This is a genomic window from Cupriavidus sp. 30B13, from assembly GCF_049059565.2.
Lineage (GTDB): Bacteria > Pseudomonadota > Gammaproteobacteria > Burkholderiales > Burkholderiaceae > Cupriavidus.
Genome location: NZ_CP188223.1, coordinates 2083539 through 2109335, shown reverse-complemented (window position 1 = coordinate 2109335; position 25797 = coordinate 2083539). Strand labels below are relative to the sequence as shown.

The following is a 25797-nucleotide window of genomic DNA, read 5'->3' as shown; positions in this document are numbered from 1 at the left end:
CGGGGGACTCCACTGCCGGGCGGAGCATCAAGGAGACAGCATGACCCGACCCACCACCCGACCCACCACGCTCTCGCGCCGCCGCTTCGCCAGCCTCGCCGGCAGGGGCGCGCTCGCCGGCGCCGCGCTGGCGGCGTTTCCCGCCGCCGCGCTGGCGCAGCCGCCGGCCTTTCCCAGCCGGCCGATCCGCTTCATCGTGCCGTTCCCGTCCGGCAGCGGCACCGACACCACCGCGCGCATGTTCGCCAAGAAGATCGGCGAGCTGACCGGGCAGGGCGTGGTGGTGGAGAACAAGCCGGGCGGCAACGGCTTCATCGGCGTGCAGACGCTGCTGAGCGCGCCGGCCGACGGCTACACGGTCTTCATCGGCAGCAACTCCACGCTGTCCACCAACGCCGCCACCTTCCGCAAGCTGCCCTACGACCCGCTGACCGACTTCACGCCCATCACGCTGCTGTCGCGCGGCCCCTGCCTGATCATCGTGCCGGCCGGCTCGCCGTACCGCACGCTCAAGGAACTGATGGAGGACGCGCGCAAGCGCCCGGGCGCGCTCAACTACGGCACCGGCTCGGTGTCCTACACGCTGTACAGCGAATGGCTCAACGAGCAAGGCCGCATGAAGACCACCGCCGTGCCCTACAAGGGCGCGGGCGACGCCATCAACGGCGTCATGGCCGCCAACGTGGATTTCGCCGTGGTCGACGCCAGCGGCGCGATCGAGCTGGTCAAGGGCGGCAAGGTGCGCGGGCTCGCCTATACCGCGCCGCAGCGCTCGCCGCTGCTGCCGGGCGTGCCGAGCGCGGCGGAGGCGGGCGTGCCGGATTTCCTGGCCTACAACTGGGTGGCCGCCGCGGTCTCCGCCAAGACACCGGCCCCGATCGCGCGGCGGCTCGGCGAACTGTTCGCCGCCGCGGGCGCGGCCGACGACGTCAAGGAGTACTACCAGCACCAGTCCACGGCGCTGATCCTGTCGACGCCGGCGGAGCTGCGCGACTACCAGAAGGAGGAAATCGCGCGCTGGAAGCGGCTGGCCCAGATCGCGAAGATCGAGCTGCAGTAGGGCGCCGCGCGGGACAGCGGGAAGGGCGAGCGAGGCGGGAAGGGCGCAATAGCGACGATGGCGGGCACGGCGCGCGCTCAGTCCCGCGCCCCGCGCCCCGGCTCCGCCGCCAGCCGCGCCTTCCGGCTCCTCACCAGCGCCGCCAGCAGTTCACGCGTCTGGTCGAGGATGACCGCCGCCACGCGCGTGGTTTCCCGCTGGCCGATGCTCTCCCAGCCCAGCACGCTGAGCACCTGCCGGCGCATCATGCGGAACACCAGCACCTGGCCGTCGATGGCCACGGTGCGGATGCGCGTTTCCTCGTCGTCGGCCGGCTTGCCGAGCAGGCGGCCGATGATGCCGGAGGTGGCCGCGAACAGCCGGCGGTTGAGCCCCTTGTCGATCACGTCGAACGAGGCCGCGGGGCCGAGGCCGGCCCGCTCGCGCGCCATGAACATGCGCCAGTGGACCGCTTCCGGCGCGTCGTAGGCGAACGAGGCGAAGCGGGCCTGGATGCTCAGGTAGGCCTCGGTCAGCGCCCGGTCGCCGGCGTGCGCGTCGGCCAGCACGCTTTCCGCATGCGCCACCACCTCCTCCAGGTGCTCCCACACGCGCTCCACGAAGAAGGCGATGCACGCCAGGTAGACGCCCTCCTTGCTGTCGAAGTAGTACTGCAGGGCCGGGGCGTTGACGCCGGCTTCGCGGGCGATGTCGCGCGTGGAGGCGCCCTCGTAGCCGCGCTCGCCGAACAGGCGCAGCGCCGCCTGCACGATGCGCGCGCGCGTTTCTTCTCCGCGCTGGTAGCCGCCTTCGGCTGCGGGGCGGTGTCTGGCCATGGGCTCGGGTCTCCTTTTGTTGATGGCGGGGGCGCGTCGTGGTTCGTCGTGTCGTTCGTCGTCATTGTGGGCGCATGCCGGAAGCAAGTCGCCGGCCGGCCGCGCCAGGACGAAAATATACCACTTGACACATTTTTTCCAACTGGAATAATTGCGCTCACAGAACCTGTGAGCTTCCATGTCCGCCAACGCCCCCACCGCCGATTCGCTCGGCAATCCGCCGCCGCGCGGCGACGCCCCCGCAACGTCTCCCGAAGCCCGCGCCCAGCCTCGCAGCCGCCGCCGCGCGCTCCTGCTCGGCCTGCTTGCCGTGCTGGTGCTCGGCGCGCTCGCCTGGGGCGTGCGCTGGTGGCTGGTCGGCCGCTTCATCGAGTCGACCGACGATGCCTACCTGCAGGCCGACAGCGTGACGGTGGCGCCCAAGGTGGGCGGCTACGTGGCCGAGGTGCTGGTGCGCGACAACCAGGTGGTCGAGGCTGGCCAGCCGCTGGCGCGGCTCGATGCGCGCCAGTACCAGGCCGCCGCCGACGAGGCGCGGGCCACGGTGGCCGCGCGCGAGGCCGACGTGGCCCGCGCCGAGGCCGACCTGGTGCAGCAGAAGGCCAATATCGCGCAGGCCGCGGCCGAGGTGACCGGCGCGCAGGCCAATGTGCGCTACGCGGCCTCGCAGGTGGACCGCTACGCGCCGCTGGTCAAGACCGGCGCCGAGACCGAGGAGCGCACCGCCGAGCTGCGCAACACGCAGACCCGCGCGGCCACCACGCTGGCCGCCAACGAGGCGGCGCTGCGCGCGGCGCAGGTCCGCACCGGCACCTTGCAGGCCCAGATCGAACAGGCGCGCGCGCAGTTGTCGGTGGCGCAGGCCGCCGCGCGCCGCGCCGAGCTCGACCTGCAGGACACGGTGGTGCGCAGCACGCTGGCCGGCCGCGTGGCCGACCGCGCGGTGCGCGTGGGGCAGTTCGCCCAGCCCGGCACCCGCCTGCTGACGGTGGTGCCGGTGCAGGACCTGTACCTGACGGCCAACTTCAAGGAAACCCAGGTCGGCCACATGCGCCCGGGCCAGCCGGTCACCATCCACGTCGATGCGCTGCCCGACGGCGCGCTGCACGGCAGCGTGGAAAGCCTGGCGCCCGGCACCGGCGCGCAGTTCGCGCTGCTGCCGCCGCAGAACGCCACCGGCAACTTCACCAAGATCGTGCAGCGCGTGCCGGTGCGCATCCACATGGACATCCCGGACAGCGCGCGCCCGGCGCTGGTGCCCGGGCTGTCGGTGACGGTGGACGTGGATACCCGCAAGCACGCTGCGCAGAGCGCCCGCGCGCCCGTCGCCGGGGCCGCTCATGGCTGAGGCCGCGGCGCAAGCCGGCGGCGCCGTGGCGGGCAGCCCGCCGGCCGCGCCCGCCAACGCTTCGGCGGCGGACTGGATCGCCGTGGCGGCCGGCTCGCTCGGCGCCTTGCTGGCCACGCTCGACATCTCCATCACCAACTCGGCGCTGCCCCAGATCCAGGGGCAGATCGGCGCGGCGGGCACCGAGGGCACGTGGATTTCCACGGGCTACCTGATGTCCGAGATCGTCATCATCCCGCTCACCGCGTGGCTCACGCGTGTGTTCGGGCTGCGCCGCTTCCTGATGTGGAACGCGCTGCTGTTCACCGGCTTCTCGATGATGTGCGGGCTCTCGCATACGCTGGGCGTGATGGTGATCGGCCGCATCGGGCAGGGCCTGGCCGGCGGCGCCATGATCCCCACCGCGCAGACCATCGTGCGCACCCGGCTGCCGCGCCACCAGTTGCCGGTCGGCATGTCGGCGTTCGGCCTGATCGTGCTGCTGGGCCCGCTGCTGGGGCCGGTGATCGGCGGCTGGCTGGCCGAGAACGTGGACTGGCGCTGGTGCTTTTTCGTCAACCTGCCGGTCAGCGCCGTGCTGGTGGCGCTGCTGTATTTCGGCCTCAAGCCGGACCGCGCCGATTTCAGGCAGTTCGTCGATGCCGACTGGCTCGGCATCGTCGGGCTGACCATCGGCCTGAGCTCGCTCACGGTGGTGCTGGAAGAGGGGCAGCGCGAGCGCTGGTTCGAGTCGCCGATGATCGTGTGGCTGTCGCTGATCTCGGCCGCCGGCATCGCCATGATGCTGGTGGCGCAGTTCACCGCGAAGACGCCGATCGTGCGGCTGCGGCTGCTGCTCAACAAGAACTACGCCAGCGTGATCCTGATCGTGTCCACGGTGGGCGCGGGGCTGTACGGCGTGTCCTACCTGCTGCCGCAGTTCCTGGCGAGCATCGCCGGCTACAACGCCGAGCAGGCGGGCGGCATCATGCTGCTGTCCGGCCTGCCGGCCTTCCTGATGATGCCGGTCCTGCCGCGCATCCTCGGCAAGTTCGACATCCGCGTGCTGGTGATCACCGGGCTGCTGTGCTTCGTGGCCAGCTGCTTCCTGGACATCTCGCTGACCGCGCAGAGCGTGGGCCACGATTTCGCCGGCTCGCAGATCCTGCGCGGCTTTGGCCAGATCCTGGCGATGATGCCGCTCAACCAGGCCTCGATGGCGGCGGTGGCCACGCATGAAGCGGGCGACGCGGCCGGGCTCTACAACATGGCGCGCAACCTCGGCGGCTCCATCGGGCTGGCCCTGCTGGGCACGTTGATCGACCGCCGCAGCGCCTACCACGACGCCGTGATCCGCGAATCGGTCAGCGCCAACAGCCCGCTCGGGCAGGAGCACCTGGCCTCCAGCGCGGCGGGCTTTTTCGCCCAGCATGGCGACATGGCGCACGCCAAGCTGCAGGCGGTCGGCCAGATGGCCGCCACCATCGCGCGCGAGGCGGCCGTGATGACCTATTCCGAAACGTTCTACGCGCTCGGCCTGGCGCTGCTGCTGTGCATTCCGCTGGCGCTGCTGCTCAAGACGCCCAAGCCGGGCGCCCCTGTCTCTTCCGGTCACTGACTGATGATGTTTCCGCCGATGTCCCGCTTTCAACCCGCGCTGGCGGCCCTGGCCGCCGCGCTCGCCCTGGCCGGCTGCACCGTCGGCCCCGACTACCGCGGCGCGCCCGAGGTGGGCGGTGTCGCCACCCGCGCCGGCTTTGCGCACGCGCCCGCCGGCGTGGACGCGCAGGCGCCGCTGGCCGCCGACTGGTGGCACGCGCTCGGCGACGCCCAGCTCGACACGCTGATCGAACAGGCGCTGGCCAACAGCCCTGACATCCGCGCCGCGCAGGCGCGCGTCAGGCAGGCCCGCGCCGGGCTGCGCGGCAAGCAGGCCGGCGAGCTGCCCACGGTCAGCGCCGACGCGGCCATGCTGCGCACGCGCTCGCCCGACCTGGCCGCGCTTACCGGCGGCGATGCCGGAGGCGGGCGCGGGCCGCTTTCGCTCTATCTGGCCAGCTTCGACGCCAGCTGGGAAATCGACGTGTTCGGCGGCACGCGCCGCGCCGTCGAGGCAGCCTCGGCGGAGGCCGATGCCGCGCAGGCCGACCTGGCCGACGCGCACGTCCAGCTCGCCGCCGAGGTGGCGCAGGCCTACGTCAGCCTGCGCGAGCAGCAATCGCGGCTGGACCACCTGCGCGACTCGGAGAAGCTGGAAGCCGACATGCTGGACCTGACCGAGCAGCGCCGCAGCCGGGGCGTGGCCTCGCAGCTCGAAGTGGAGCGCCTGAGCACGCAGCTCGACGGCACGCGCTCCGACATGGCGCCGGTGCAGGCCAAGATCACCGAGCTGTTCGACGAACTCGCGGTGCTCAGCGGGCGCGAGCCCGGCGCGCTCGACGCGCAGTTGCAGGATGCCAGGGCGATGCCGGCGATTCCCGCGACCGTGGCGGTGGGCGACCCCGCCGCGCTGCTCAAGGCGCGGCCCGACATCCGCGCCGCCGAGCGCCGGCTGGCATCGCAGAACGCCCAGATCGGCGTGCACACGGCCGACTGGTTTCCCAAGCTCTCGCTGCTGGGCTCGCTCGGCTTCAGCGCGGCCGATCCGGGCCACCTGGCGCGCAAGGAAAACGCCACCTGGCTGACGCTGCCGCGCCTGCAATGGAACATCCTCGACTTCGGCCGCGTGGCGGCCGGCGTGGCGGGCGCCGAGGCCGGGCGCGACGAAGCCCGGGCCAACTACGAAAGCACCGTGCTCAAGGCACTGCGCGATGCCGACGTGGCGCTGTCGCGCTATGGCCACCAGCGCGAGAACGTGGTGGTGCTGCGCCGGCGCGAAGCCTCGGCCGAACGCGCCGCCGACCTCACGCGCCAGCGCTACCGCGCCGGCACCGCCACCATGCTCGAATGGCTCGACGCCGAGCGCACCCGCGTGCTGGCCCAGCAGGACCGCATCTCGGGCGACGCCAGCCTGGTGGAGGACTTCGTCTCGCTGCAGAAGTCGCTCGGGCTGGGCTGGCGGCCGGCGGGCTGACCCCCGCTGGCGCGATCGGCGCTTGCTTTCGGATGCAAACCAGCCTATAACCATCTCACTGGATGGTATTCGGATGGTTGAGCATAATGAAAGAGAATGAAGAAGCACAAATACTGCCGCTTCGCCCCAAAGGCGGCGAAACCGAGAAGATCACGATCAATCTCGGCCCGGTGGACCTGGGCCAGATCGACCTGCTGGTCGAAGAAGGCTTTTACTCGAACCGCACCGACCTGATCCGCACGGCGATCCGCAATCAACTGGCCACGCACGCGCAGGCGGTGAGCGAGACCGTGACGCGCCGCGCACTGGTCCTCGGCCTGCAGCATTTCTCGCGCCGGGACCTGGAGGCCGCGCAAGCGGCCGGTCAGCGCCTCGACATCCATGTGCTGGGCCTTGCCAGCCTTGCCGCCGATATCACACCCGAGCTCGCTCTGGCCACGATCCAGTCGGTCGTGGTGCTGGGCGCTTTCCATGCCTCCGCCGCGGTCAAGGCAGCGCTGGCCGGGCGAATCAGTTAAGCCACGCGGCGGCTGATCGCCCATCCCAAGGACACCATGATGAAAATGAACGAAGCGTTCATGGCTTCCATGCAGGAAGCCATGCAATTGCTGCAGAACGCCGACCCGCTGCAGGCCACCGAAGTGATACAGCGCGCGCTGCGCGGCGATGCCGCCGGCCAGGGCGCCGCCGCCGGCGTAGTCCGGCCCGCGCAGGTGGTCCAGGCGCTGTTGCCTCACGGGGCCGAGGTGCCGGGCAGCGTGCCGCCCGCCGGCAAGGCGTGGGAGGCGCCGCCGGCCCAGCCGCGGCGGGAACCGCCGCCCGCGCGGCCGGCGGACGTCCGGGAGGGCGGGCAATTCCGCGCTGGAAGCTACGCCAGCCAGGCCGGCCAGCGCGGCTACAAGCTCTATGTGCCCGGCAACCGCAGCGGCAGCGCGGGCGAGCCGCCCGCGCTGGTCGTGATGCTGCACGGATGCACGCAGGACGCCGACGACTTCGCGGCCGGCACCCGCATGAACGCGCTGGCCGAGCAGCATGGCTTCCTGGTGGCCTATCCCGTGCAGCCGATGACGGCCAACGCCTCGCGCTGCTGGAACTGGTTCAAGCCGGGCGACCAGCAGCGCGAACTGGGCGAGCCCGCATTGATCGCGGGCATCACGCGGCAGATCATGGCCGAGCACCATGTCGATCCGGCGCGCGTGTACGTCGCCGGCCTGTCCGCCGGCGGCGCCATGGCCGCGGTGATGATCCGCACCTATCCGGACTTGTATGCCGCCGCGGGGATTCACTCGGGCCTGCCTTACGGCAGCGCTCACGACCTGCCCTCGGCGCTGGCGGCGATGAACGGCGGCAAGCTGGCCGGGAAGCTGATGGCAAAGGGGCGGGCGGCGCCCCGGCGCGACGGCGCGCCCGGGGTCCCGGGCACATTGCGGCCGCTGATCGTGTTCCAGGGCGACGCCGACACGACCGTCCACATGGCCAACGGCGCTCGCCTGCTGCAGGAGTTCGAGGGCGGCCCGGCCGGCGACAGCCAGCGGCAGGCCGCCAGCGCAGGACAAGGCGGGCGCGGCTTCACGCGCCGGCAACTGGTTTCGCCGCAGGGCGTGGAGGCGGAGTACTGGCTGATTCACGGCGCGCCGCACGCCTGGGCGGGCGGCAGTCCGCAAGGATCGTTTACCGACGCGAGCGGGCCGGATGCCAGCGCCGAGATGGTCCGCTTCTTTCTCGCGCATCCGCTGCGCCAGTGACGCGGCGCCCGGCCAAGGACGGGGCAGGTCAGGGCGGGTCAGGCGGGTCAGGGCGGCGCGGCGCCGTCGCCGAAATCCTTCCACCAGTCGAACTGGCCGTCGCGCTGGTGGACGTAGAGCACCACGCGGTTTTCAAGCGCCAGCGCCGTGGCGGTTTCGATGGCGGCCTCGCGCGACACGCAACTGGTCACCCGCCCCACGCCTTCCACGGCGACGGTCCAGTGTCCGTCGGCGCTCAGCACCACATGCACGTTCGAGTTGGCGGGCGTGCTCATGCCGGGCTACCGCAGGGGCCGGCGCGGCGCGGCAGGGCGCGGCCACGGGTGTGCGCGCGCAAGTGGCGTATCCGGGGTATCAATCGGGTGCTCCATCGGGGACAGGACGAGGATCCAGGCTGGGGCATGGCCGGCCGTTGGCAGATCCTGGGGTGGAGTATAGATGTTGAAGCCCCTGGCTTGCTTGCGGCCCGGGCGCCGCTTCCGCGGCGGCGCGCCGCCAGGCCCGCCGAAGGGCGTGGCCGCGCGGCGCGCTTGCTGGTGGGCTTCTTTGCGCGCTTCTTTGCGCGCTTGCCCGGTGCGGTCAGTGGCCGGCGCTCTGGCCGCCGTCGACGTGGAGGATCTCCCCGGTGACGAAATTCGCCGCTTCCAGGTAGAGGATCGCGTCCACGATGTCGCGCACCTCGCCCATCCGGCCCACCGGGTGCAGGCTGGCCAGCGCGGCGTGCGTTTCCTCCGCGTGCATCGGCGTCTTGATGATGCCGGGGGACACGGCGTTGACGCGGATGCCGGTCTTCGCATATTCGATCGCGAGCGACTTGGTGGCCGAGTTCAGCCCGCCCTTGGTCAGCGAGGCCAGCACCGAAGGCACGCCGCTGACGGCATGGTCGACCAGGCTCGTGGTGATGTTCACGATGTGGCCGCCGGAGACTTTCTGCATCTCGGCGATGGCGCGCTGGGTGACGTGGAAGAAGCCGTTGAGGTTGACGTTGATGACCGCCGCGTAGTCCTCGGCGGTGTAGCTGGTGAACGGCTTGGCGATGAAGATGCCGGCGTTGTTGACCAGCGTGTCGATGCGGCCGAAGCGCGCCACGCCTTGGTCGATGACGCGCTGCGCGGTGGCCGGATCGCCGATGTCGCCGGCGACCGCGAGGACGCCGTCGTCGCCGGACGGCCGGATGGAGCGCGCCGTGGCCACGACGCGGTAGCCGCGCGCGCGGAATGCCTTGACGACTTCTGCGCCGATGCCCTGGGATGCGCCGGTGACGACGGCGACTTTCTGTTGATTGCTCATGATGGTCTCGCGAAGGTTGGCTCGGTTGTCACCGCCGGGAACGGCGGCCACCGATGGGCCTAAATCTAGGCAATCCGGCGCGTCCTGCGTACACACATGGTGGACAAACAGTCTTGCGCAGCGAGAACAAATGAAGCGGTCGATATCGTTTCCGTCCATGGCCATGGGGCTGCCGGGCCGCCCGCGCGGCGGCTACCCGGCCGCGAGCCGCGGATCGAAGTCGAACTCGATGCGCACGCCGCCCGGCTCGCGGATCATTGTGTGCCGCTTTGGACCGGCGCCCAGTTGCTCGGGCGGAAACTCCACGACCACCCCCGGCCATTTCGACACGCGCCCGAAGACTTCGTCGAGCTTGTCTTCGGTGGCCACGCGCAGCGCAAGGTGGTGCAGGCCGACGTTGGTCTTGCGGTCGAAGCCGGTGTAGGCCGACGTATCGGCGACCTGCCACAGCGTCACCAGCAGCTTGCCGTCCGAGACGAATGCCGCCGGGTAGTCCGGCTTCTCGCCGACCTGCTTCCAGCCCAGGCACTGGATGAAGAAATCGCGGGTGCGCGCAAGATGCGGCACGCTCAAGCCGACATGGTCGACGCCGGCGGTCAGGGGTTCATCGTTCATGGTCTTGCCTCTCCGGGATGGTCGGGTCCCCGTGCGGGACACCCGTGCATCCTGTAGCGCCGGCCCCGTGGCGTCAAGCTGCCGTGGCCGCCGGCCGGGCCGCAGGCGTTCGCGTGGCGCAGGTCCGGCACCCGCCCGGTCTTCAAACCGGCTGCGGCCAGCACCTGGCGCGCGAGGCGCACGGGGTACCTGGTGAACACGGCGTCGGTCGTTGCGGGGGGCCTTTTTGCAGGTGCGGCGATCCGGTTACCGTTCGTCGTAGCTTACGACGACCCGGCCGGACACCGGGTGGCATTGGCAGGTGAGGACGAAGCCATCGTCGATCTCATGCTGCTCGAGCGTGTAGTTCTTTTCCATCTTCACTTCGCCTTCGAGGACCTTGGCGCGGCAGGTACAGCACACGCCGCCCTTGCAGGCATAGGGCAGCGCCAGGCCGGCCTTGAGGCCGACGTCGAGCACGCTGATGCCCTGGTACGGCAGCCGCAGCCTGCGCTTGTTGCCGTCGATGATGAGTTCGAGATCGGCGGCCGGCATGTCGTCGGTGATCTCCACCGGCGGCACGCCCGCCTGCGGCAGCGGCGTGCCGAAGCGCTCCACGTGCACCTTCTCGGGCGCCACGCCGGCGGCTTTCAAGGCGGCTTCGGCGGCATCCATCATCGGCGCCGGGCCGCAGATGAAGGCTTCGTCGATCTCCGCGGCCGGCATGAGCGTCTGCAGGAAGTCGCGGCATTTGTCCTGGTCCAGTACGCCGTTGAACAGCTCGACTTCCTGCAGGTCGTCGGACAGCACGTGGTACAGCGAGAACCGGCTCATGAAGCGGTTCTTCAGGTCTTCGAGCTCCTCGGCGAACATGATGGCGTCGACGCTGCGGTTGCCGTAGACCAGGGTGAAGCGGCTGGTCGGCTCGGTCTCGAGCGTGGTCTTGATGATGGCCAGCACGGGTGTGATGCCGGAGCCGCCGGAGAAGGCGACGTAAGAACGCGACAGGTCGGCGTTCAGGTGCGTGAAGAAGCGGCCGTCGGGGGTCATGACCTCGATCTCGTGGCCGGGGCGCAGCGTGTCGAACGCGAAGTTCGAGAAGCGCCCGCCGCGCACGCGCTTGATGCCGATGCGCAGCTCGCCGTCGCGGTCGTAGTCGGTGACGCCGACGCAGATCGAGTACGAACGGCGCGTTTCCTCGCCGTCGAGGTGCGTCTTGAGCGTGACGAACTGGCCTTGCGTGAAGCGGTACGCCTCGCGCAGGTCGTCGGGCACCTCGAACGAGACCGTGACGGCGTCGGCGGTTTCGGGCCTTACCTCGCGGATACGCAGCGGATGGAATTGCGGAGTCGCCATGGTGTCGGTCCGGGTCAGTACGGTTTGAAGTAGTCGAACGGCTCGCGGCAATCGAGGCAGCGGTACAGGGCCTTGCACGCGGTGGAGCCGAACTGCGCGAGCCGCTCGGTGTGCGCGGAGCCGCATTGCGGGCAGGCCGGCGTGGCGCCGGCGGCCGCGCGCGGCACGAAGCGGATGGTGGCTTCGCCTGGCGCGGACGGGCTGGCGCAGTTGCCCGGCGGCGGCGCGATGCCGTAGCGGCGCAGCTTTTCGCGCGCCTCGCCGGTGATCCAGTCGGTGGTCCATGCGGGCGCCAGCACGGTGGCGACGCGGTGCGGCGCGATGCCCGCCGCGGTCAGCGCCTGCCCGATGTCCTCGGCGATCTGCGCCATGGCCGGGCAGCCCGAGTAGGTCGGCGTGATGACGACTTCGACCGCGCCGTCGGCGCCGCGCCGCACCTCGCGCAGGATGCCCAGCTCGCGCAGCGAGACCACGGGGATCTCGGGGTCGGGCACCGTTTCCAGCACGGCCCAGGCTTGTTCCAGCGTGGCGTCCGCTTCGGTCGTGGCGGTGGCGTGCATGATGGCCTACCAGGTGGCGCCGGGGTGCTGGCGGGCCAGCGACTGCATCTCGGCCAGCAGGTAACCCATGTGCTCGGAGTGCTCGCCATGCTTGCCGGTGGTGACGTGCCTGGCCGGGGCCGGCGCCGCGAGGGTGGCCTCGGCCAGCGTCGCGGCCACGTCTTCCTGCCACGCGGGCTGGAGATCCGCCGTGAGCGGGCCGATGCCGGCGGCGGCGATGGCCGCCTCGACGGCATCCGCCGCGAAGAATTCCGCGGTGTACGGCATCAGGTAATCGAGCGCGGCCTGCGCGCGGCGGTGCGACTCCCCGGTGCCGTCGCCGAAGCGCACCAGCCACTCGCCGGCGTGCTGCAGGTGATAGCGGGCCTCCTTCAGCGACTTCGCGGCGATGGCCGCCAGTTGCGGGTCGGCCGACGACTGCAGGGCGGCCCACAGGTGGCGCATCAGCGCCGCGTACAGGAAATTGCGCGTGATGGTCACCGCGTAGTCGCGCCCGCTGCGCGCGGTGGCGGCCAGCGAGCCGGCATGCGGCAGTTCGGTGAGGGTGTAGTTGGCGAACTCGCGCTCGGTGCGGAAGTAGGCGTAGCTGTCTTCGGTCTTGCGGGCGCCGCCGGCGGCTTCCTCGAGCGCCGCCGCGTGCGAGTACAGCAGGCGGGCCTGGCCGATCAGGTCCAGGCTCATGTTCGCCAGCGCGATGTCTTCCTCGAGCGCCGGGCCCTGGCCGCACCATTCGCTGTTGCGCTGGCCCAGGATCAGGGCGTTGTCGGCCAGCCGCAGCACGTAGGACAGATGCGGGGACGCAGCCGCGCTCTTGGGGGGCATCGTGGTCGTGGTCGTGGTCATGGCCCGCCTTACATGTGGTCGACTTCGGCGGGCAGCACGAAGAAGGTCGGGTGGCGGTAGATCTTGTCGCCGGCCGGCTCGAACAGCGTTTCCTTGTCGGCCGGGTCGGATGCCGTGATGGCGGCCGACGGCACCACCCAGATGCTCACGCCTTCCTGGCGGCGCGTGTAGACGTCGCGCGCCATGCGCAGCGCGGTGGCCGCGTCGGCCGCGTGCAGGCTGCCGCAGTGCTTGTGGTCCAGGCCCTGCTTGCTGCGCACGAATACTTCCCAGATCGGCCATTCCTTGCTCATTGCTGTCTCCTGTGCGGTTTCGGATGCCGGCGCGCTCAGGCCGCCTGCCTGCGGGCGCGCGCCTGTTGCTTGGCGGCGTAGGCGAGCGCGGCCTCGCGTACCCACGCGCCGTCCTCGTGCGCCTTCACGCGGGTGGCGAGGCGCTCCTTGTTGCAGGGCCCGTCGCCGTTGACGACGCGCCAGAATTCTTCCCAGTCGATGGCGCCGTAGTCGTACGCCTGGCGTTCCTCGTTCCATTTCAGGTCGGGGTCGGGCAGCGTCACGCCGAGGACCTTGGCCTGCTCGACGGTGGCATCGACGAATTTCTGGCGCAGGTCGTCGTTGGAGATGCGCTTGATGCCCCACCGGAACGATTGCCCGCTGTGGATCGAGTCCTTGTCGCTCGGCCCGAACATCATCAGCACCGGCCACCACCAGCGGTCCACCGCCTGCTGCACCATGTCGCGCTGGGCCTGCGTGCCCTTCATCATCGAGAGCAGGGCGTCGAAGCCCTGGCGCTGGTGAAACGACTCTTCCTTGCAGATGCGGATCATGGCGCGCGCGTACGGGCCGTAGGTGCAGCGGCACAGCGGGATCTGGTTCATGATCGCCGCGCCGTCGACCAGCCAGCCGATCACGCCGACGTCCGCCCAGGTGGGCGTGGGGTAGTTGAAGATGCTCGAGTACTTGGCCTTGCCCGCGTGCAGCGCGTCCACCAGCTGATCGCGCGACACGCCCATGGTCTCGGCCGCGCTGTACAGGTAGATGCCGTGGCCGCCTTCGTCCTGCACCTTGGCCAGCAGGATGGCCTTGCGCTTGAGGCTCGGCGCGCGGCTGATCCAGTTGCCCTCGGGCTGCATGCCGATGATCTCGGAATGCGCGTGCTGCGAGATCTGGCGGATCAGCGTCTTGCGGTAGGCGTCGGGCATCCAGTCCTGCGGCTCGATCTTGCCGTCGGCGCGCATCAGCGCGTCGAAGCGGGCCTGCTCGGGGGAAACCTCGGCGTTCGCCGCAGCGATCGGCTGCTGGCCGCCTGGGAGATCAAGGGACTGGGTGTACATGGGAATTTTCCTGGGGACCAGTGACTGAGTATATTTATAAACCGACCGATCGGTCGATGAATTATGAAAATTGATCCAAAAAATTTAATAGCCAATAGCTCTCCAAGGTGAGCCCCGCGGCATCCGCTGTAGCGCCAGATGCACAGAACGGTGTGCAAATCGATTGTTTTTTGGCGACGAATATTTTTTGTCGGGGAATGCAACTAGTTATCATTTAGAATACGGCCGTTTTGTACGGGGATACGTACGGGAATAAGAAAGGGAGCGTAGTAATGATGGTGGAAAACAATGTGGCGCAGGCGGCATCGCGGCGCTTCGCGCGTTGCGTGACGGCGGCGGCAGCGCTGGCCTTGATGGGGGCGCCCGATGCGCTGCGGGCACAGGAAGCCGGCGCCCAGGGCGAGGGCGGCAAGGCCGACGTGACCCTCGATACGGTGCAGGTCACGGGCAACTGGCTGGGTACCGGCCTGGAGAACAGCGTGCGGACCTTCCCGGGCGCCCGCACGGTGGTGGAGGCCGAGTCGATCCACGAATCCGGCGCGGCGAGCATCGGCGACGTCATGCGGCGCATCCCGGGCGTCCAGGCGACGGACAATTCCGGCACGGCGGGCAGCGCGATCTCGCTGAACATCGGCGTGCGCGGCCTGACCGGCCGCTATACGCCGCGCTCGACGGTGCTGCTCGACGGCATTCCGATGGCGGTGGCGCCCTACGGCCAGCCGCAGCTCTCGTTCGTGCCGGTCGGCCTGGCCAACATCGAGTCGATCGACGTGGTGCGCAGCGGCGGCGCGGTGCGCTACGGCCCGCAGAACGTGGGCGGCGTGATCAATTTCACGACGCGGCCGATTCCCACCACGCCCGGCCTGAGCGGCGACGCATCGGTGCGCGAGAACATCTTCACGCAGGGCGGGGGCCTGAACACGCAATACAGCGCCTTCGTCGGCACGCAGCTCGACAATGGCCTGGGCCTGGCGCTGCTGTATTCCGGCATGACGGGCCGCGAGTGGCGCGCGGGCAGCGACGACAACGTCAACGACCTCGCGCTGAAGTACCGCTACGCGCTCAGCGGCACGTCCGAGGTGTACGGCAAGTTCTCGTACTACGACGTGAAGTCGCGCACGCCGGGCGGCCTGACGGTGGCGCAATACAACGCCAACCCGTTCCAGAACACGCGGCCGACCGACTACTGGAGCGGCAACCGCACGGCGTTCGACATCGGCTACATCAACACCTTGTCGGATGTGCAGGAATTCGAGATCCGCGCCTTCTACAACGACAGCTACCGCCAGAGCACGCTGATCAGCGGCGCGCAGCTGGCGCACCAGCCGCGCAACTACCAGACCTTCGGCGTGGAGCCGCGCTACACCCAGCGCATCGGGCTGGGCCCGACCACGCATGACGTGACGGTCGGCTATCGCTACATCCGCGAGCGCGGCGACGACAACAGCTTCAACCAGAGCCTGGCCACCGGCATCAACGGCCCGACCACCACCTTCGACAACGCGACCGACGCGCACGCGGCGTACATCGACGACCGCATCGCGTTCGGGAACTGGCGCCTCACGCCCGGCCTGCGCTTCGAGCACATCGATTCGAGCCGCCAGCAGCGCGGCACCACGCAACAGTTCGACACGGTCAACAACAAGCCGCTGCCGTCGGTGAACCTGTCCTACCTGGTCAACCACGCGTGGACGATCTTCACCGACTACAGCACGTCGTTCGGGCCGGTGCAGAACCTGCAGCTCAACTCGCAGACCGCCAGCAACCCGCTGCAGCCGGAAGTGGCGCGCACCTTCGAAGTCGGCACGCGCTGGCAGGACAGCCGCATCAAGGCCGAGCTGACCGCCTTCAAGATGAAGTTCGACAACCAGATCCTGCAGGTGCCCGGCGTCGTGCCGGCCACCTTCCAGAACATCGGCGCCACGCACCACGACGGCGTCGAACTGGCCATCGACTACGCCTTCGACCGCAAGGGCCCGCTGGCCGGCCTGAACGTGTACGCGAACTACACCTACACCAGGGCGATCCAGAAATCGGGTCCCACCTCGGGGCTCGACGTGCCGTTCTACTCGCGCAATACCGACACGATCGGCGCGCGCTACGAGCTCGGCAACTGGACCTTCAACCTCGCCACCACGCACCAGAGCTCGCAGTTCTCCGACCTGGCCAACACCGTGGCCGAGTCCGCCGACGCCAGCGTGGGCCGCATCCCGGGCTTCCGCCTGTGGAATATCCAGGCCATGTTCAAGGTGCCGCAACGCAAGAACAGCGAAATCAGCATCGGCCTGAACAACCTGTTCGACAAGCGCTTCTACACGCGCAACGTCGACGGCAACGCCGGCCGCATGGTCGGCGCGCCGCGCATGGTGTACGTGCAGGCGCGCGTGGGGTTCTGAGAGACCTCGGCGCGGGGGCGCCTGCGGAAGCAGGGGCCCCGGCCCGCGGGGCACGCCGTCCGGCGCGAGGCTGGCGGATGCCTCGTCCAACTTGCCCTCGCAAGGTTTCGGCGCGCCAGCGGCATGGCCCCGTGCCCCGTGGCCGGCGCCGTGCCTGCGCGCTTCACTCCAGGCCGAGGATGGCCCGGTTGCGGGCCTTGATCACGCCCGGCCACGCCTGCCGAGCTCCCGTCCCGCTCGATCATCATGGGGCCGGCCGCGTCGGGCCTGATCGGCAAGACCTTCCGGAGAGGTCACCTTGGCGCCCCAACGGCGGGCTATTCGCTTGGCGCGCCGCGCTTGTGCGCGACCAGTTGCATGAGGCGCAGATCGCGCCAGGCCTGGCGCGCCGCGCGCTGGTCGGCCGGCAGTTCGGCAAGGCGCTCCTGCTCGAGCTTGCCGATCAGCGCATCGTCCCAGTGCCGCGGCGTCGCCTGCCTGGCGATGTCGTGGTAAAGCGGGCCATAGCGCCCGCAATAGTCGCGCAGGCCGCCCGGCGCGTTGAGGTCGATGGTTTCCATCGGTCCCATGAACGACCAGCGCAGCCCGAGTCCGTCCTTGACCGCCTTGTCGATGTCGCCGCTGCTCACGTAGCCGTCTTCCACCAGCCTGAATGCTTCGGCGAGCAGGGCGCCTTGCAGGCGGTTGACGATGAAACCCTGGATCTCGCGGTTGACGATGATCGGCACCTGGCCCGCGCGCGCATAGATCGCCCTGGCGCGCTCGATCACGGCAGGGTCGGTCCACGGCGCCGGCACCAGCTCGACGAGCGGCACCACGGACGGCGGATTGATCGGATGGCCGACGAAGTAGCGTGCGCGGCCGGCCAGGTTCTCGGTAAAGCTCGATGCCGGAATGCCGGACGTGGAACTGGCGATGAGCGTGCCGGGCCCCGCGAGCTGGTCGAGCAGCGCGTAGATCTCCTGCTTCGCGGCAACGGTCTCGCGCACGTTTTCCTGCACGAAGTCCGCGCCGCGCATGGCTTCTTCGAGCGACTGGGTGACGTGCACCCGCTCGATCACCGATTCCGGCGCTTCGCCGAGCAGTCCCAGCTCGTGCTGCTTGACCAGGGCGGCCAGGATGGCGCCGCGCGCGGCGGCTACCGCATCCTTGTCGACGTCGTACAGCGTAACCACATGGTTGGCGCGGGCGAATACCGATGCCCATGCGCGGCCGATCAGGCCGGCCCCAATGATTGCGATCTTTTCCATCAGCGAGTGTCCTGTTCTTTTGCGATGTTCCCCGTGGGAACGATTGACGGCGAGGCTGCGAGCCGGCCTCCGCGGGCGTGGCCGGGCGGCGGATGGCGCCGCCCGGCCGCGGGAAGAGAGGAGGGGGTCAGTTCATGGTGATGTGCCCGTCCTTGATGACCTTGCCCCACTTGGCGATCTCGGTGTCGACGAACCTGGCCAGTTCCTCGGACGAGCCGCCGCCGGCCTGCGCGCCTTGCTCGACCAGCGCGGCCTTGAGCTCGGGGCTGCGCAGCACGGCGTCGGCATCCTGCTGGATCTTCTTCACGATGGCCGGCGGCGTGCCGGCGGGGGCGAACAGCGCGCTCCAGGTGTAGGCGCTGAAGCCGGGCAGGCCGCTTTCGGCAACGGTGGGCGTGTCGGGCCAGGACGGGTCGCGCTGCTCGGTGCCGATCGCCAGCAGCTTGAGCTTGCGGTTCTTGACGTGCGGCCCGGACGACAGCGCCGCGTCGAACATCACATTGCAGGTGCCTGCGATGGTGTCCATGATGGCCGGGCCGCTGCCCTTGTACGGCACGTGCGTCAGCTGGGGCAGGCCGGCCATCGACTTGAACAGTTCCCCGGCCAGGTGCGAGGGCGATCCCGGGCCGATGGAGCAATAGTTCGCGGTGCTCTTGTTCGCCTTGGCCCAGGCGATGAACGACTTGACGTCGTTGTAGGGCGCGTTGGCCGGCGCCACCATCAGCAGCGGGATCGTCATGCCGCGCACGATGGGCACGAAATCCCTGACCGGATCGTAGGGCAGCTTGTCGAACAGGCTGACGTTGATCGTATGCGGGCCGTTGCCGTTCATCAGCAGCGTGTAGCCGTCCGGATCGGCGCGGGCCACGACCTCGGTGCCGATGATGCCGGACGCGCCGCCGCGGTTGTCGACCACCACGGCCTGGCCCCAGCGCTTGTTCAGGCCTTTCGCGAGCAGCCGCGTCAGGATGTCGGTGGAGCCGCCGGCCGGGTAGGGCACGACGATGCGGACCGGCTTGTCCGGATACGGCCCGGCCGCCTGCGCGGTCCCGGTGCCGAGCACGGCGCCGATCAGGCAGCCGGCGAGGGCGAGCTTCGAATTCATGTTGTCTCCTGCTTGGCCGCTTCTGTCGAGCGTGCCTGTTGTGCTTTGCCGCGGACGGATTTCAGGCCACTGCGCGCTGTGGCCACAATTCCGGCAGCACGTCTTCCAGCCCGTCCGCAGCGCAGGCGGAGATGGTCGTGCGCACGATCGAGCGGGGCTGCTTTCCACCCCAGGGGCGGCCGCGGTGCATCGTGGCACGGTTGTCCCACATGATCACGTCGCCCGGACGCCAGGCGTGCACGTACGTATGGGCCGGTTCGGTGGCGCGCGCCATGAGGCTCTCCAGCAATTCGGCGCCCTCCCGCGCAGCCATGCCTTCGATGGCCCCGGCGTGGGAGGCAAGGTACAGCGAGCAGCGGCCATTCACCGGATTGCGCCATGTCAGGCGGCGGCGCACGGGGGGCAGGGCGGCGCGTTCCTCCGGGCTCATCATGTTGCGGTCGACCTTGTCGCGCGAGGTGGCGTAGCTATGAATGGCGATGGCATCGCGCAGCCTGGACTGTTCCGTGGCGTCCAGGCGTTCCCAGGCGGCGCGCGTGGAGGTGAACTCGGTCTCGCCGCCCTGTTCGGGAATGACGCGGGCCGAGAGCACCGAAGCCAGGGCCGGAAGACGCTTGAACGAGCTGTCGGTGTGCCATAGCTGGTTGGCGCGCGCCACGATCATGGCCATGTCGTTGAGCGGCACGACATCCCCGTCGGGACCGATGTTGTTCATCCGCGAGTAGAACGTGCCATGCCCGACCGAACCCACCTTGACCAGTTCGAGCGGACCGAAGCCACGCGAGAAGGTGGCCTGGATATCGTCGCTGACGGGCTGGTCGCGCCAGACCAGCAGCGAATATTCCTCGAAGGCGGCGCGTACCTCGGCAAAGGCATCCGAATTCGATACCGCGTCGATCAGGCCGATACCCCTGATTTCCGCCCCAAAGTCTTCGTGCAGCTGCTCGATGCGCATGCCATGTCTCCTTTTTGTATGAAACTCGGCGCCGTTGCGGCATTCCGGTTACGTGGCAAAAAGTCTAGCACCGCACCCTCGGTCGGCAGGGGGGAAACGCCCCTCCCGCCTGCATTTACACATACGTGAAACGAGCGGAGACGGCGATCAGCCAGCCGTCTGCGCGGACCCTTCCGGGCAGGCCTCCGCGTGGACGGCGGTCGTGCTCAGTTCCGCGATGCCTTTGCGCATGGCGGTCAGGATTCGTTCCTGCGTGGCCTCCAGGCGCTCGACCGGACCGGAAACCGCCAGCGCGAAAAGCCGGCCGAAGCGCCGCTCGGGCAACACCATGCAAATGCCGCCGGCGCCCGGCTCAAGCGTGTGTTTGTTGAACAGGTAGCCGTCGCGGCGGCCTTGCTCGACATGCTCCATCAGTTCGGCCAGCTTCACTTTCCGCGAAGGATCGGGCTCGTGGAAATTAATGCGGCGCACCAGCTCGTCGATCTCGGCATCGGTGCGCGCGCCCAGCATGATCCAGCCGCTGCCGGAGCGGGCAAGCGGGCGAATCGTGCCGATCGGGACCGAGTACCAGATCGGCAGGCGCGAGGGGATCAGGTAGACGTACTGCACGTAAAGATCGCTCTGCGCGCTGAGCGTGATGCATTCGCCGAACTCATCCGACAGCTGCTGCATCAGCCGCAGCACTTCTTCGTTCTGGCCGAAGATGGCTTGCTGGATCCAGTTGCCAAGCGAGGTGATGCGCATGGTCGGCATGTAGGTGCGCGAGAACCGGTCGTAGTCCAGGTAGCCGAGCGCCACAAGGCTCTTGAGCACCGCGGACGCGCTCGAGGGCGGATAGCCGAAGCGCTGGGTAAAGTCCTTCAGCGCCATGGGCCGCTGCACGTTTTCGAACGCCTCGAAGATTTCGAAGACGCGTTTCGAGGTCTTGATCGGAGATTCAGGCATGGTGGGGGCTGCACTAGGCGGGCCGCATCGGCCTCTTTGCTGTGTTGCCCATGATACGAGCCTTTGGCGCGCGGGCGTAACCGAGGGTTGTACCAGGCTCATGATACGGAGTCGGCGCACTGCGGGGCGTTGGGGGTAGCCGGGTTGCTGGTGTGCCGGTGTCGTTGTTATCCGCATAATCATTGTTATGTTAAATAAAAGGAGACTATGGCAGGCACTGCAGAAGGCGCTGCGAGCAATCCAGGCAAGCCTGAAACCCGCACCTGGCTGACCGGCAAACAAGCCAGCAAGTCCAGCACCTCTCTCCTTGAAACGCCTGCCTCCGGCAGGCGTTTTTTACGACCGCAGTGACGGTGTCGATTACAAGGAAAGGTAAAGCGCACACGCTCGCCTTGGCACGGCCAGCCATGCGCGGCATGCCGCATTGCCCCGGACACCCGGGTCGTCCGCGCCCGCGCGCCGCCCGGTCGTTCCCGGCGCCGCCGGTATGGAACTTGCCCGCGTTCGATACGGCAGAGAGATCAGGAGACAGCAATGTGGATTTCGGAAACGGTGTGCGCGTCGGTAGTGGTGCTGTGCTTTAGTGCCGCAGCGATGGCTCAGGGCAATTCCGGTGGAACCGGAACCAATGGCACTACGGGATCTAATTCCAGCACCGGGGAATCCGGGTCATCCGCGAGCGGGGACAGCAGCCGGGGATCGCATTCCAGTTCCGGCGCCAGGCGCAAGCCGGGAAACGCTCCCGGCGATTCGGGCCGCTCGGCGCGACCGCAGGATTCTGGTGGTGCCGGCGCGCGTAAAGGACCCAACGGAGGACCCACCGGAGGACCCACCGGAGGCACTGGCTCGGACAGCCGCTCCGGTGGGACTTCAGGGTGCCGCTCATCCGCTTCGGCAGCCTGCGCGAAGTGATAGGCGAGTGTGTCAATCAGCGCATGCACGGCCTTGCCACGCGCCATCGCCGGCCGAAGCGGCACGCCCTCCTCCATTGTTCGCGGCAAGGAACATGACTGTTCGGCCCCCGCAATTTATTCGGGCGTCGCCAGCGCCTACGATGCACCCATCGAGTTTTCCGCCAGCGCTTCGTCACCCGCGATCCTGCCCGGCACGCGTGCCGCGACGTGGCACCTCCGCTAATCCGCTCCTACCCTATTCGATCAGGAATTCCTCATGGCCGTACGGCATTTCTCCGCAATCCTTCTCGGCGCCCTGGCACTGGCCGGCGCCGTCGTTTGCCACATTTCGTCCGAAGTCTACGGCGCCGCCGATGCGTCGCGCGGCAGGCAGCCCGCCGCGCTGACCACGGCCGGCATGGACAAGTCCGGGCCATCGGCCCCGCCGGAGCGTTCGGCCGTTCCGGGCGAGCATCCCGCGATGGACGCGCGGGCCTGATTCCCTTCTTGCGCATTCCGGCACCCGGCCGCCCCGCATCCGCCTTCGGTCATCCGCCGAAGGCGCCGCGCGGGGCGCCGGGCTTTCCCGAGCCAACGTTTCACACAGGAACAGCAATGAACGCAACTGGCCAACCCGCCTCCCCCGCCTTTCTGATCGGCGGCGACCTGCCGGTCAACCGGCTCGGCTTCGGCGCCATGCGCATCACCGGCGACGGCATCTGGGGCGAGCCGCGCGACCGCGCCGAGGCGATCCGCACGCTGCGCCGCCTGCCCGCGCTGGGCGTGAATTTCATCGATACCGCAGATTCGTACGGACCCCGCGTGTCCGAGACCATCATCCGCGAGGCGCTGCTGCCCTACGCCAGCGATCTCGTCATCGCGACCAAGGCCGGACTGGCGCGCACCGGCCCCGATCAGTGGACCCCGCTGGGGCGGCCCGAATACCTGATCCAGCAGGCGCACCAGAGCCTGCAACTGCTCGGCGTAGAGCAGATCGCGCTGTGGCAGCTTCACCGCATCGACCCGAAGGTGCCGCGCGACGAGCAGTTCGGCGCGATCCAGTTCCTGCTCGACAGCGGGCTCGTGCGGCACGCGGGCCTGAGCGAAGTCTCCGTGGACGACATCGAGGCGGCCTCGGAATACTTCGACGTGGCAACCGTGCAGAACCGCTATAACCTCGGCGACCGGTCGAGCGAAGCCGTGCTGGACTACTGCACCGACAACGGCATCGGCTTCATTCCCTGGTATCCGCTGGCGGCGGGCGCGCTGGCCCGCAAGGGTTCGGTGCTCGACGAGATCGCGCGCAAGCTCGGCGCCACGCCGGGACAGGTGGCGCTGGCCTGGCTGCTGCGCAAGAGCCCGGCGATGCTGCCGATTCCGGGCACGTCGAACGTCGCCCACCTCGAGGAAAACGCCGCGGCAGCCGCGCTGGTGCTTCCCGACACGGACTTCCAGGCACTCGATCAAGCCACGCGCGCGCGCTGAAGCGCGCCTGGCGCGCTAGCCTGCCGCCTGCGCGTCATGCGCGGGCGGCAGGCATCTTCAATGCCAGCAGCAGCGAGGCCAGCGCCAGCAGCGCCACGGCGCCGGCACCGGCCTCGACCGCGGTTCTCAGGCCGAAGGCGGTCGCCAGCACGCCGAGCCCGAGCGCCAGCGCGCCCTGCACCAGGTAGCCGACCAGATACAGCGCCGACAGCACGCCGCCGCGCTGCGCCGGCAGCGCGTGGCTGTTGATCGATCCGATCCCGCCGGTAAACAGCAGGCTGTAGCCCATCCCGGACGCCACCACCACGGCCACGAACCACGGCAGCGAATGCAGCGACGCCGCCAGCACCAGCGCGGCCATGGCCGCGAGCGTGGCCACCGCGCCCAGCCGCATCGCCTTGCCATGGGCGATGCCCCGGATCAGCAGCCCCGTCACGCCCCACACGAAGGCGAACAGGCCGATCGCCATGCCGTTGACGAACACATTGGCGGAGCCGACCAGATCGCGCACGATCTGCGCGCCGACCGACAACATCATCGGCCCGATCGCATACGCGGTGGTGACCGCGGTCATCGAAACGAGGAAGGCGGGGCGCAATGCAGCGGGAATCAACACCGGCCTGAAGCGCCAGTCCCGATACGGCCGCTGCGCCTGCCGGCGCGGCAGCCGCCATGCAAAGACCGCGATCAGCGCCAGCACGGCAGCAAGCACCCAGAAGTTCAGGTGCATCGGCGCCGGCGCGTACTGGATCAACCCGCCGCCGACCAGCACTGCCGCCGCCAGCCCGCTGGCCTGCGCCGACGTGTTCAGCGCGCCGGCAAAGCGCGCCGCCTGCGCCCCGCGCGATTCGGCCGCGAACTCGAACATCGCCGCCGTGGCGGGGCCGGCGGACAGGCCCACGCCGATGCCCATGAAGGCACGCCCGGCATAGAGCCACATCACGCCCGGCGCCGCGGCGAACAGCAGGGTGCCGGCCAGCGAAGCCGACAGCCCCAACAACATGGTGGCGCGGCGGCCGGCATAGTCCGAGAGGTCTCCCAGCACGACCAGCACCGCCACCACCACGATCGGGTAGACCGCGAAGATGCCGGTGGTCTGCGTCGGCGTCAGTCCCCACGCGCTGGCGTAGAGCGGATAGGTCATGGACGGCGCGGCGCTGGTCCACAGGGTGTGCGCCACCACCGCGGCCGCGACCCAGAAACCGGCTCCCGGGCCGGGCGCGCGCCGGGCCATGCAATGGTGGGATTGGTGCACGTCTGCTTCCTTGTGATCCGTGGTGCGGCTCACTCTACGAAAAGAATGGGCGCGGATATGCTGGCACGGGCCGAACACATTGATCAGCCTCGCCCGACAATGGGCACGCGGTTGAAATCGAGGCGGGAACAGGAGGCGGGCACAGGACGCGGGCACAGAAAGCGGAAACAAAAAACCGCCCGACGGGCGGTGTGATTGGCCAGGCGGGGCCCGAGCCGGTTGCCTCCCCTGCCCGCCTGCGGGAGAGAAGACAAGCACGGGAAATCCGCTGCGGCCCCGCCTTGCCGGCGCGTTACCGCGCGCTCAGGCCGCGCGGGCTTCCTGTGCCGCTTCGCCGTAGAACGGGTAGTCGGTATAACCGATTTCCGTGCCGCCGAAGAAGGTCGGACGGTCATACGGATTGAGCGGCAGGTTGCGGCGCAGGCGTTCCGGCAGGTCCGGGTTGGCGATGAAATCGCGGCCGAAGGCGACCAGGTCCGCGTCGCCGGCGGCGATGATGGCCTCCGCCGAGTGGCCCTTGAAGCCGCCCGCGGCGATGATGGTGCCCTTGTAGTGCTTGCGGATGGTCTGCGCCGCGACCGGGTTCTGGTCCTTGCTTTCGTCATCGACGTTGCCCAGCACGCGCGGCTCGATCAGGTGGATGTAGGCCAGGTCGAGCTTGGCGAGTTCCGCCGCCACGTAGGTAAACAGGCCCACCGGGTCGCTGTCCGACATGTCGCCCCACGAGCCGCTCGGGCCCAGGCGCACCGCGACCTTGTTGCTGCCCCACACCGAGATCACGGCGCGCGTGGCTTCCAGCAGGAAGCGCGCGCGGTTCTCGAACGAGCCGCCGTACGCATCGGTGCGCTTGTTGCTGCCGTCCTGCAGGAACTGGTCGAAGATGTAGCCGTTGGCGGCATGCAGTTCCACGCCGTCGAAGCCGGCCGCCACGCCGCGCGCGGCCGCGGTGCGGAAGCTCTCCACCAGCCCGGCGATCTCTCCGGTCTCCAGCGCGCGGTTGGGCGTGTTGGGAATCCAGCCCGCCTTGGTGTAGGCCACGCCGCCATGCGGCACTTCGGACGGGCCCACCGGGCGCCCGCCGCCCGGCTGCAGTTCGGCGTTCGACTGGCGCCCGGCGTGGTAGAGCTGCAGGAAGATCTTGCCGCCCTTGGAGTGCACGGCGTCGGTCACCAGGCGCCAGCCGGCGATCTGGCTGTCTTCGTACAGGCCGGGCGCGCCCAGGTAGCCGTTGCCGTCGGGTGCCGCGATGGTCGCTTCACCGATCAGCAGCGCGCCCGCCGAAGTGCGCTGGGCGTAGTACTCGGCCATCAGCGGGCCGGGGATCGCGCCCTCTTCCGCACGCATGCGGGTCAGCGGCGCGAGCACGACGCGGTGCGAGATCTGGTAGGGACCGACTTCGATGCTGGAGAAGAGCTTGGACATGATTTCCTCTGCTGAAGAGATGGGTTGATTCACGATGAATGCCTGGATCGTTCGCTGCCCGGAAGCGGCGAGATTTGTTTGCCTGGGAGCTGGTT

General features: G+C 69.0%; 24 protein-coding genes. 9 read left to right on the top strand and 15 right to left on the bottom strand.

The window, feature by feature from the left end:
* Window positions 1-40: 40 nt before the first annotated feature.
* Window positions 41-1060, top strand: coding sequence for a Bug family tripartite tricarboxylate transporter substrate binding protein (locus ACKI2N_RS09660; RefSeq protein ID WP_420994211.1), 1020 nt, complete (start codon window positions 41-43; stop codon window positions 1058-1060).
* 77 nt (window positions 1061-1137) lie between these two features.
* Here the strand turns inward: ACKI2N_RS09660 and ACKI2N_RS09655 are convergent, their stop codons facing one another.
* Complete coding sequence (locus ACKI2N_RS09655) at window positions 1138-1875, bottom strand: CerR family C-terminal domain-containing protein (protein WP_420994210.1); 738 nt, start codon at window positions 1873-1875, stop codon at window positions 1138-1140.
* Between the two features lie 178 nt (window positions 1876-2053).
* Here ACKI2N_RS09655 and ACKI2N_RS09650 point away from each other — a divergent pair, with 178 nt between their 5' ends.
* The 5 genes from ACKI2N_RS09650 to ACKI2N_RS09630 all read left to right on the top strand — a co-directional run bounded on the left by ACKI2N_RS09650 (window position 2054) and on the right by ACKI2N_RS09630 (window position 8020).
* Complete coding sequence (locus ACKI2N_RS09650) at window positions 2054-3223, top strand: HlyD family secretion protein (protein WP_420994209.1); 1170 nt, start codon at window positions 2054-2056, stop codon at window positions 3221-3223.
* A complete protein-coding gene (locus tag ACKI2N_RS09645) occupies window positions 3216-4820 on the top strand; it encodes a DHA2 family efflux MFS transporter permease subunit (protein ID WP_420994208.1) in 1605 nt (534 codons plus the stop codon). Before ACKI2N_RS09650 ends, ACKI2N_RS09645 begins: the two co-directional genes overlap by 8 nt.
* A gap of 18 nt (window positions 4821-4838) precedes the next feature.
* Window positions 4839-6275: an efflux transporter outer membrane subunit gene (locus ACKI2N_RS09640; RefSeq protein ID WP_420994207.1), complete on the top strand. Its 1437-nt coding sequence runs from the start codon at window positions 4839-4841 to the stop codon at window positions 6273-6275.
* A gap of 86 nt (window positions 6276-6361) precedes the next feature.
* Window positions 6362-6793, top strand: a complete 432-nt coding sequence (locus ACKI2N_RS09635) for a CopG family transcriptional regulator (protein WP_420994206.1) — start codon at window positions 6362-6364, stop codon at window positions 6791-6793.
* A gap of 39 nt (window positions 6794-6832) precedes the next feature.
* Window positions 6833-8020, top strand: a complete 1188-nt coding sequence (locus ACKI2N_RS09630; protein ID WP_420994320.1) for an extracellular catalytic domain type 1 short-chain-length polyhydroxyalkanoate depolymerase — start codon at window positions 6833-6835, stop codon at window positions 8018-8020.
* Between the two features lie 47 nt (window positions 8021-8067).
* On the opposite strand, the gene ACKI2N_RS09625 is transcribed toward ACKI2N_RS09630, so the two are convergent.
* The 8 genes from ACKI2N_RS09625 to paaA all read right to left on the bottom strand — a co-directional run bounded on the left by ACKI2N_RS09625 (window position 8068) and on the right by paaA (window position 13996).
* Window positions 8068-8295: a DUF2188 domain-containing protein gene (locus tag ACKI2N_RS09625; RefSeq protein ID WP_420994205.1), complete on the bottom strand. Its 228-nt coding sequence runs from the start codon at window positions 8293-8295 to the stop codon at window positions 8068-8070.
* Between the two features lie 304 nt (window positions 8296-8599).
* Entirely contained in the window at window positions 8600-9310 is a 711-nt protein-coding gene (locus ACKI2N_RS09620) for an SDR family NAD(P)-dependent oxidoreductase (RefSeq protein WP_420994204.1), read from the bottom strand.
* A 192-nt stretch (window positions 9311-9502) separates the two neighbouring features.
* Window positions 9503-9925 (bottom strand): VOC family protein, encoded by a 423-nt coding sequence (locus ACKI2N_RS09615; protein WP_420994203.1) that lies wholly within the window; start codon window positions 9923-9925, stop codon window positions 9503-9505.
* 246 nt (window positions 9926-10171) lie between these two features.
* Entirely contained in the window at window positions 10172-11260 is a 1089-nt protein-coding gene (gene paaE / locus ACKI2N_RS09610; RefSeq protein WP_420994202.1) for a 1,2-phenylacetyl-CoA epoxidase subunit PaaE, read from the bottom strand.
* A gap of 14 nt (window positions 11261-11274) precedes the next feature.
* On the bottom strand, window positions 11275-11820 hold the full coding sequence (gene paaD, locus ACKI2N_RS09605) for a 1,2-phenylacetyl-CoA epoxidase subunit PaaD (RefSeq protein WP_420994201.1): 546 nt from the start codon (window positions 11818-11820) through the stop codon (window positions 11275-11277).
* 6 nt (window positions 11821-11826) lie between these two features.
* Window positions 11827-12663 (bottom strand): 1,2-phenylacetyl-CoA epoxidase subunit PaaC, encoded by an 837-nt coding sequence (gene paaC, locus ACKI2N_RS09600; RefSeq protein WP_420994200.1) that lies wholly within the window; start codon window positions 12661-12663, stop codon window positions 11827-11829.
* Window positions 12664-12671: 8 nt separating this feature from the next.
* Window positions 12672-12956, bottom strand: coding sequence for a 1,2-phenylacetyl-CoA epoxidase subunit PaaB (gene paaB / locus ACKI2N_RS09595; protein WP_420994199.1), 285 nt, complete (start codon window positions 12954-12956; stop codon window positions 12672-12674).
* Between the two features lie 35 nt (window positions 12957-12991).
* Window positions 12992-13996: a 1,2-phenylacetyl-CoA epoxidase subunit PaaA gene (gene paaA / locus ACKI2N_RS09590; protein WP_420994198.1), complete on the bottom strand. Its 1005-nt coding sequence runs from the start codon at window positions 13994-13996 to the stop codon at window positions 12992-12994.
* A gap of 275 nt (window positions 13997-14271) precedes the next feature.
* Here paaA and ACKI2N_RS09585 point away from each other — a divergent pair, with 275 nt between their 5' ends.
* The gene (locus ACKI2N_RS09585; protein WP_420994319.1) at window positions 14272-16392 is read left to right on the top strand and encodes a TonB-dependent receptor family protein; all 2121 of its coding nucleotides are present in this window, start codon (window positions 14272-14274) and stop codon (window positions 16390-16392) included.
* 317 nt (window positions 16393-16709) lie between these two features.
* On the opposite strand, the gene ACKI2N_RS09580 is transcribed toward ACKI2N_RS09585, so the two are convergent.
* The 4 genes from ACKI2N_RS09580 to ACKI2N_RS09565 form a co-directional block, all read right to left on the bottom strand.
* On the bottom strand, window positions 16710-17642 hold the full coding sequence (locus ACKI2N_RS09580) for a 3-hydroxyacyl-CoA dehydrogenase (RefSeq protein WP_420994197.1): 933 nt from the start codon (window positions 17640-17642) through the stop codon (window positions 16710-16712).
* 127 nt (window positions 17643-17769) lie between these two features.
* A complete protein-coding gene (locus tag ACKI2N_RS09575) occupies window positions 17770-18747 on the bottom strand; it encodes a Bug family tripartite tricarboxylate transporter substrate binding protein (protein ID WP_420994196.1) in 978 nt (325 codons plus the stop codon).
* A gap of 61 nt (window positions 18748-18808) precedes the next feature.
* Complete coding sequence (locus ACKI2N_RS09570; RefSeq protein WP_420994195.1) at window positions 18809-19702, bottom strand: TauD/TfdA dioxygenase family protein; 894 nt, start codon at window positions 19700-19702, stop codon at window positions 18809-18811.
* A 147-nt stretch (window positions 19703-19849) separates the two neighbouring features.
* Window positions 19850-20572, bottom strand: coding sequence for an IclR family transcriptional regulator (locus ACKI2N_RS09565; RefSeq protein ID WP_426990809.1), 723 nt, complete (start codon window positions 20570-20572; stop codon window positions 19850-19852).
* Between the two features lie 1245 nt (window positions 20573-21817).
* On the opposite strand from ACKI2N_RS09565, the gene ACKI2N_RS09560 reads away from it, so the two are divergent.
* Together ACKI2N_RS09560 and ACKI2N_RS09555 are read left to right on the top strand one after the other, a co-directional pair.
* A complete protein-coding gene (locus ACKI2N_RS09560) occupies window positions 21818-22039 on the top strand; it encodes a hypothetical protein (protein WP_420994193.1) in 222 nt (73 codons plus the stop codon).
* 116 nt (window positions 22040-22155) lie between these two features.
* Entirely contained in the window at window positions 22156-23025 is an 870-nt protein-coding gene (locus ACKI2N_RS09555) for an aldo/keto reductase (protein WP_420994192.1), read from the top strand.
* Window positions 23026-23059: 34 nt separating this feature from the next.
* Here the strand turns inward: ACKI2N_RS09555 and ACKI2N_RS09550 are convergent, their stop codons facing one another.
* Together ACKI2N_RS09550 and ACKI2N_RS09545 are read right to left on the bottom strand one after the other, a co-directional pair.
* Window positions 23060-24280, bottom strand: coding sequence for an MFS transporter (locus tag ACKI2N_RS09550; RefSeq protein WP_420994191.1), 1221 nt, complete (start codon window positions 24278-24280; stop codon window positions 23060-23062).
* A gap of 303 nt (window positions 24281-24583) precedes the next feature.
* Window positions 24584-25702 (bottom strand): alkene reductase, encoded by a 1119-nt coding sequence (locus ACKI2N_RS09545; protein WP_420994190.1) that lies wholly within the window; start codon window positions 25700-25702, stop codon window positions 24584-24586.
* Window positions 25703-25797: the final 95 nt, after the last annotated feature.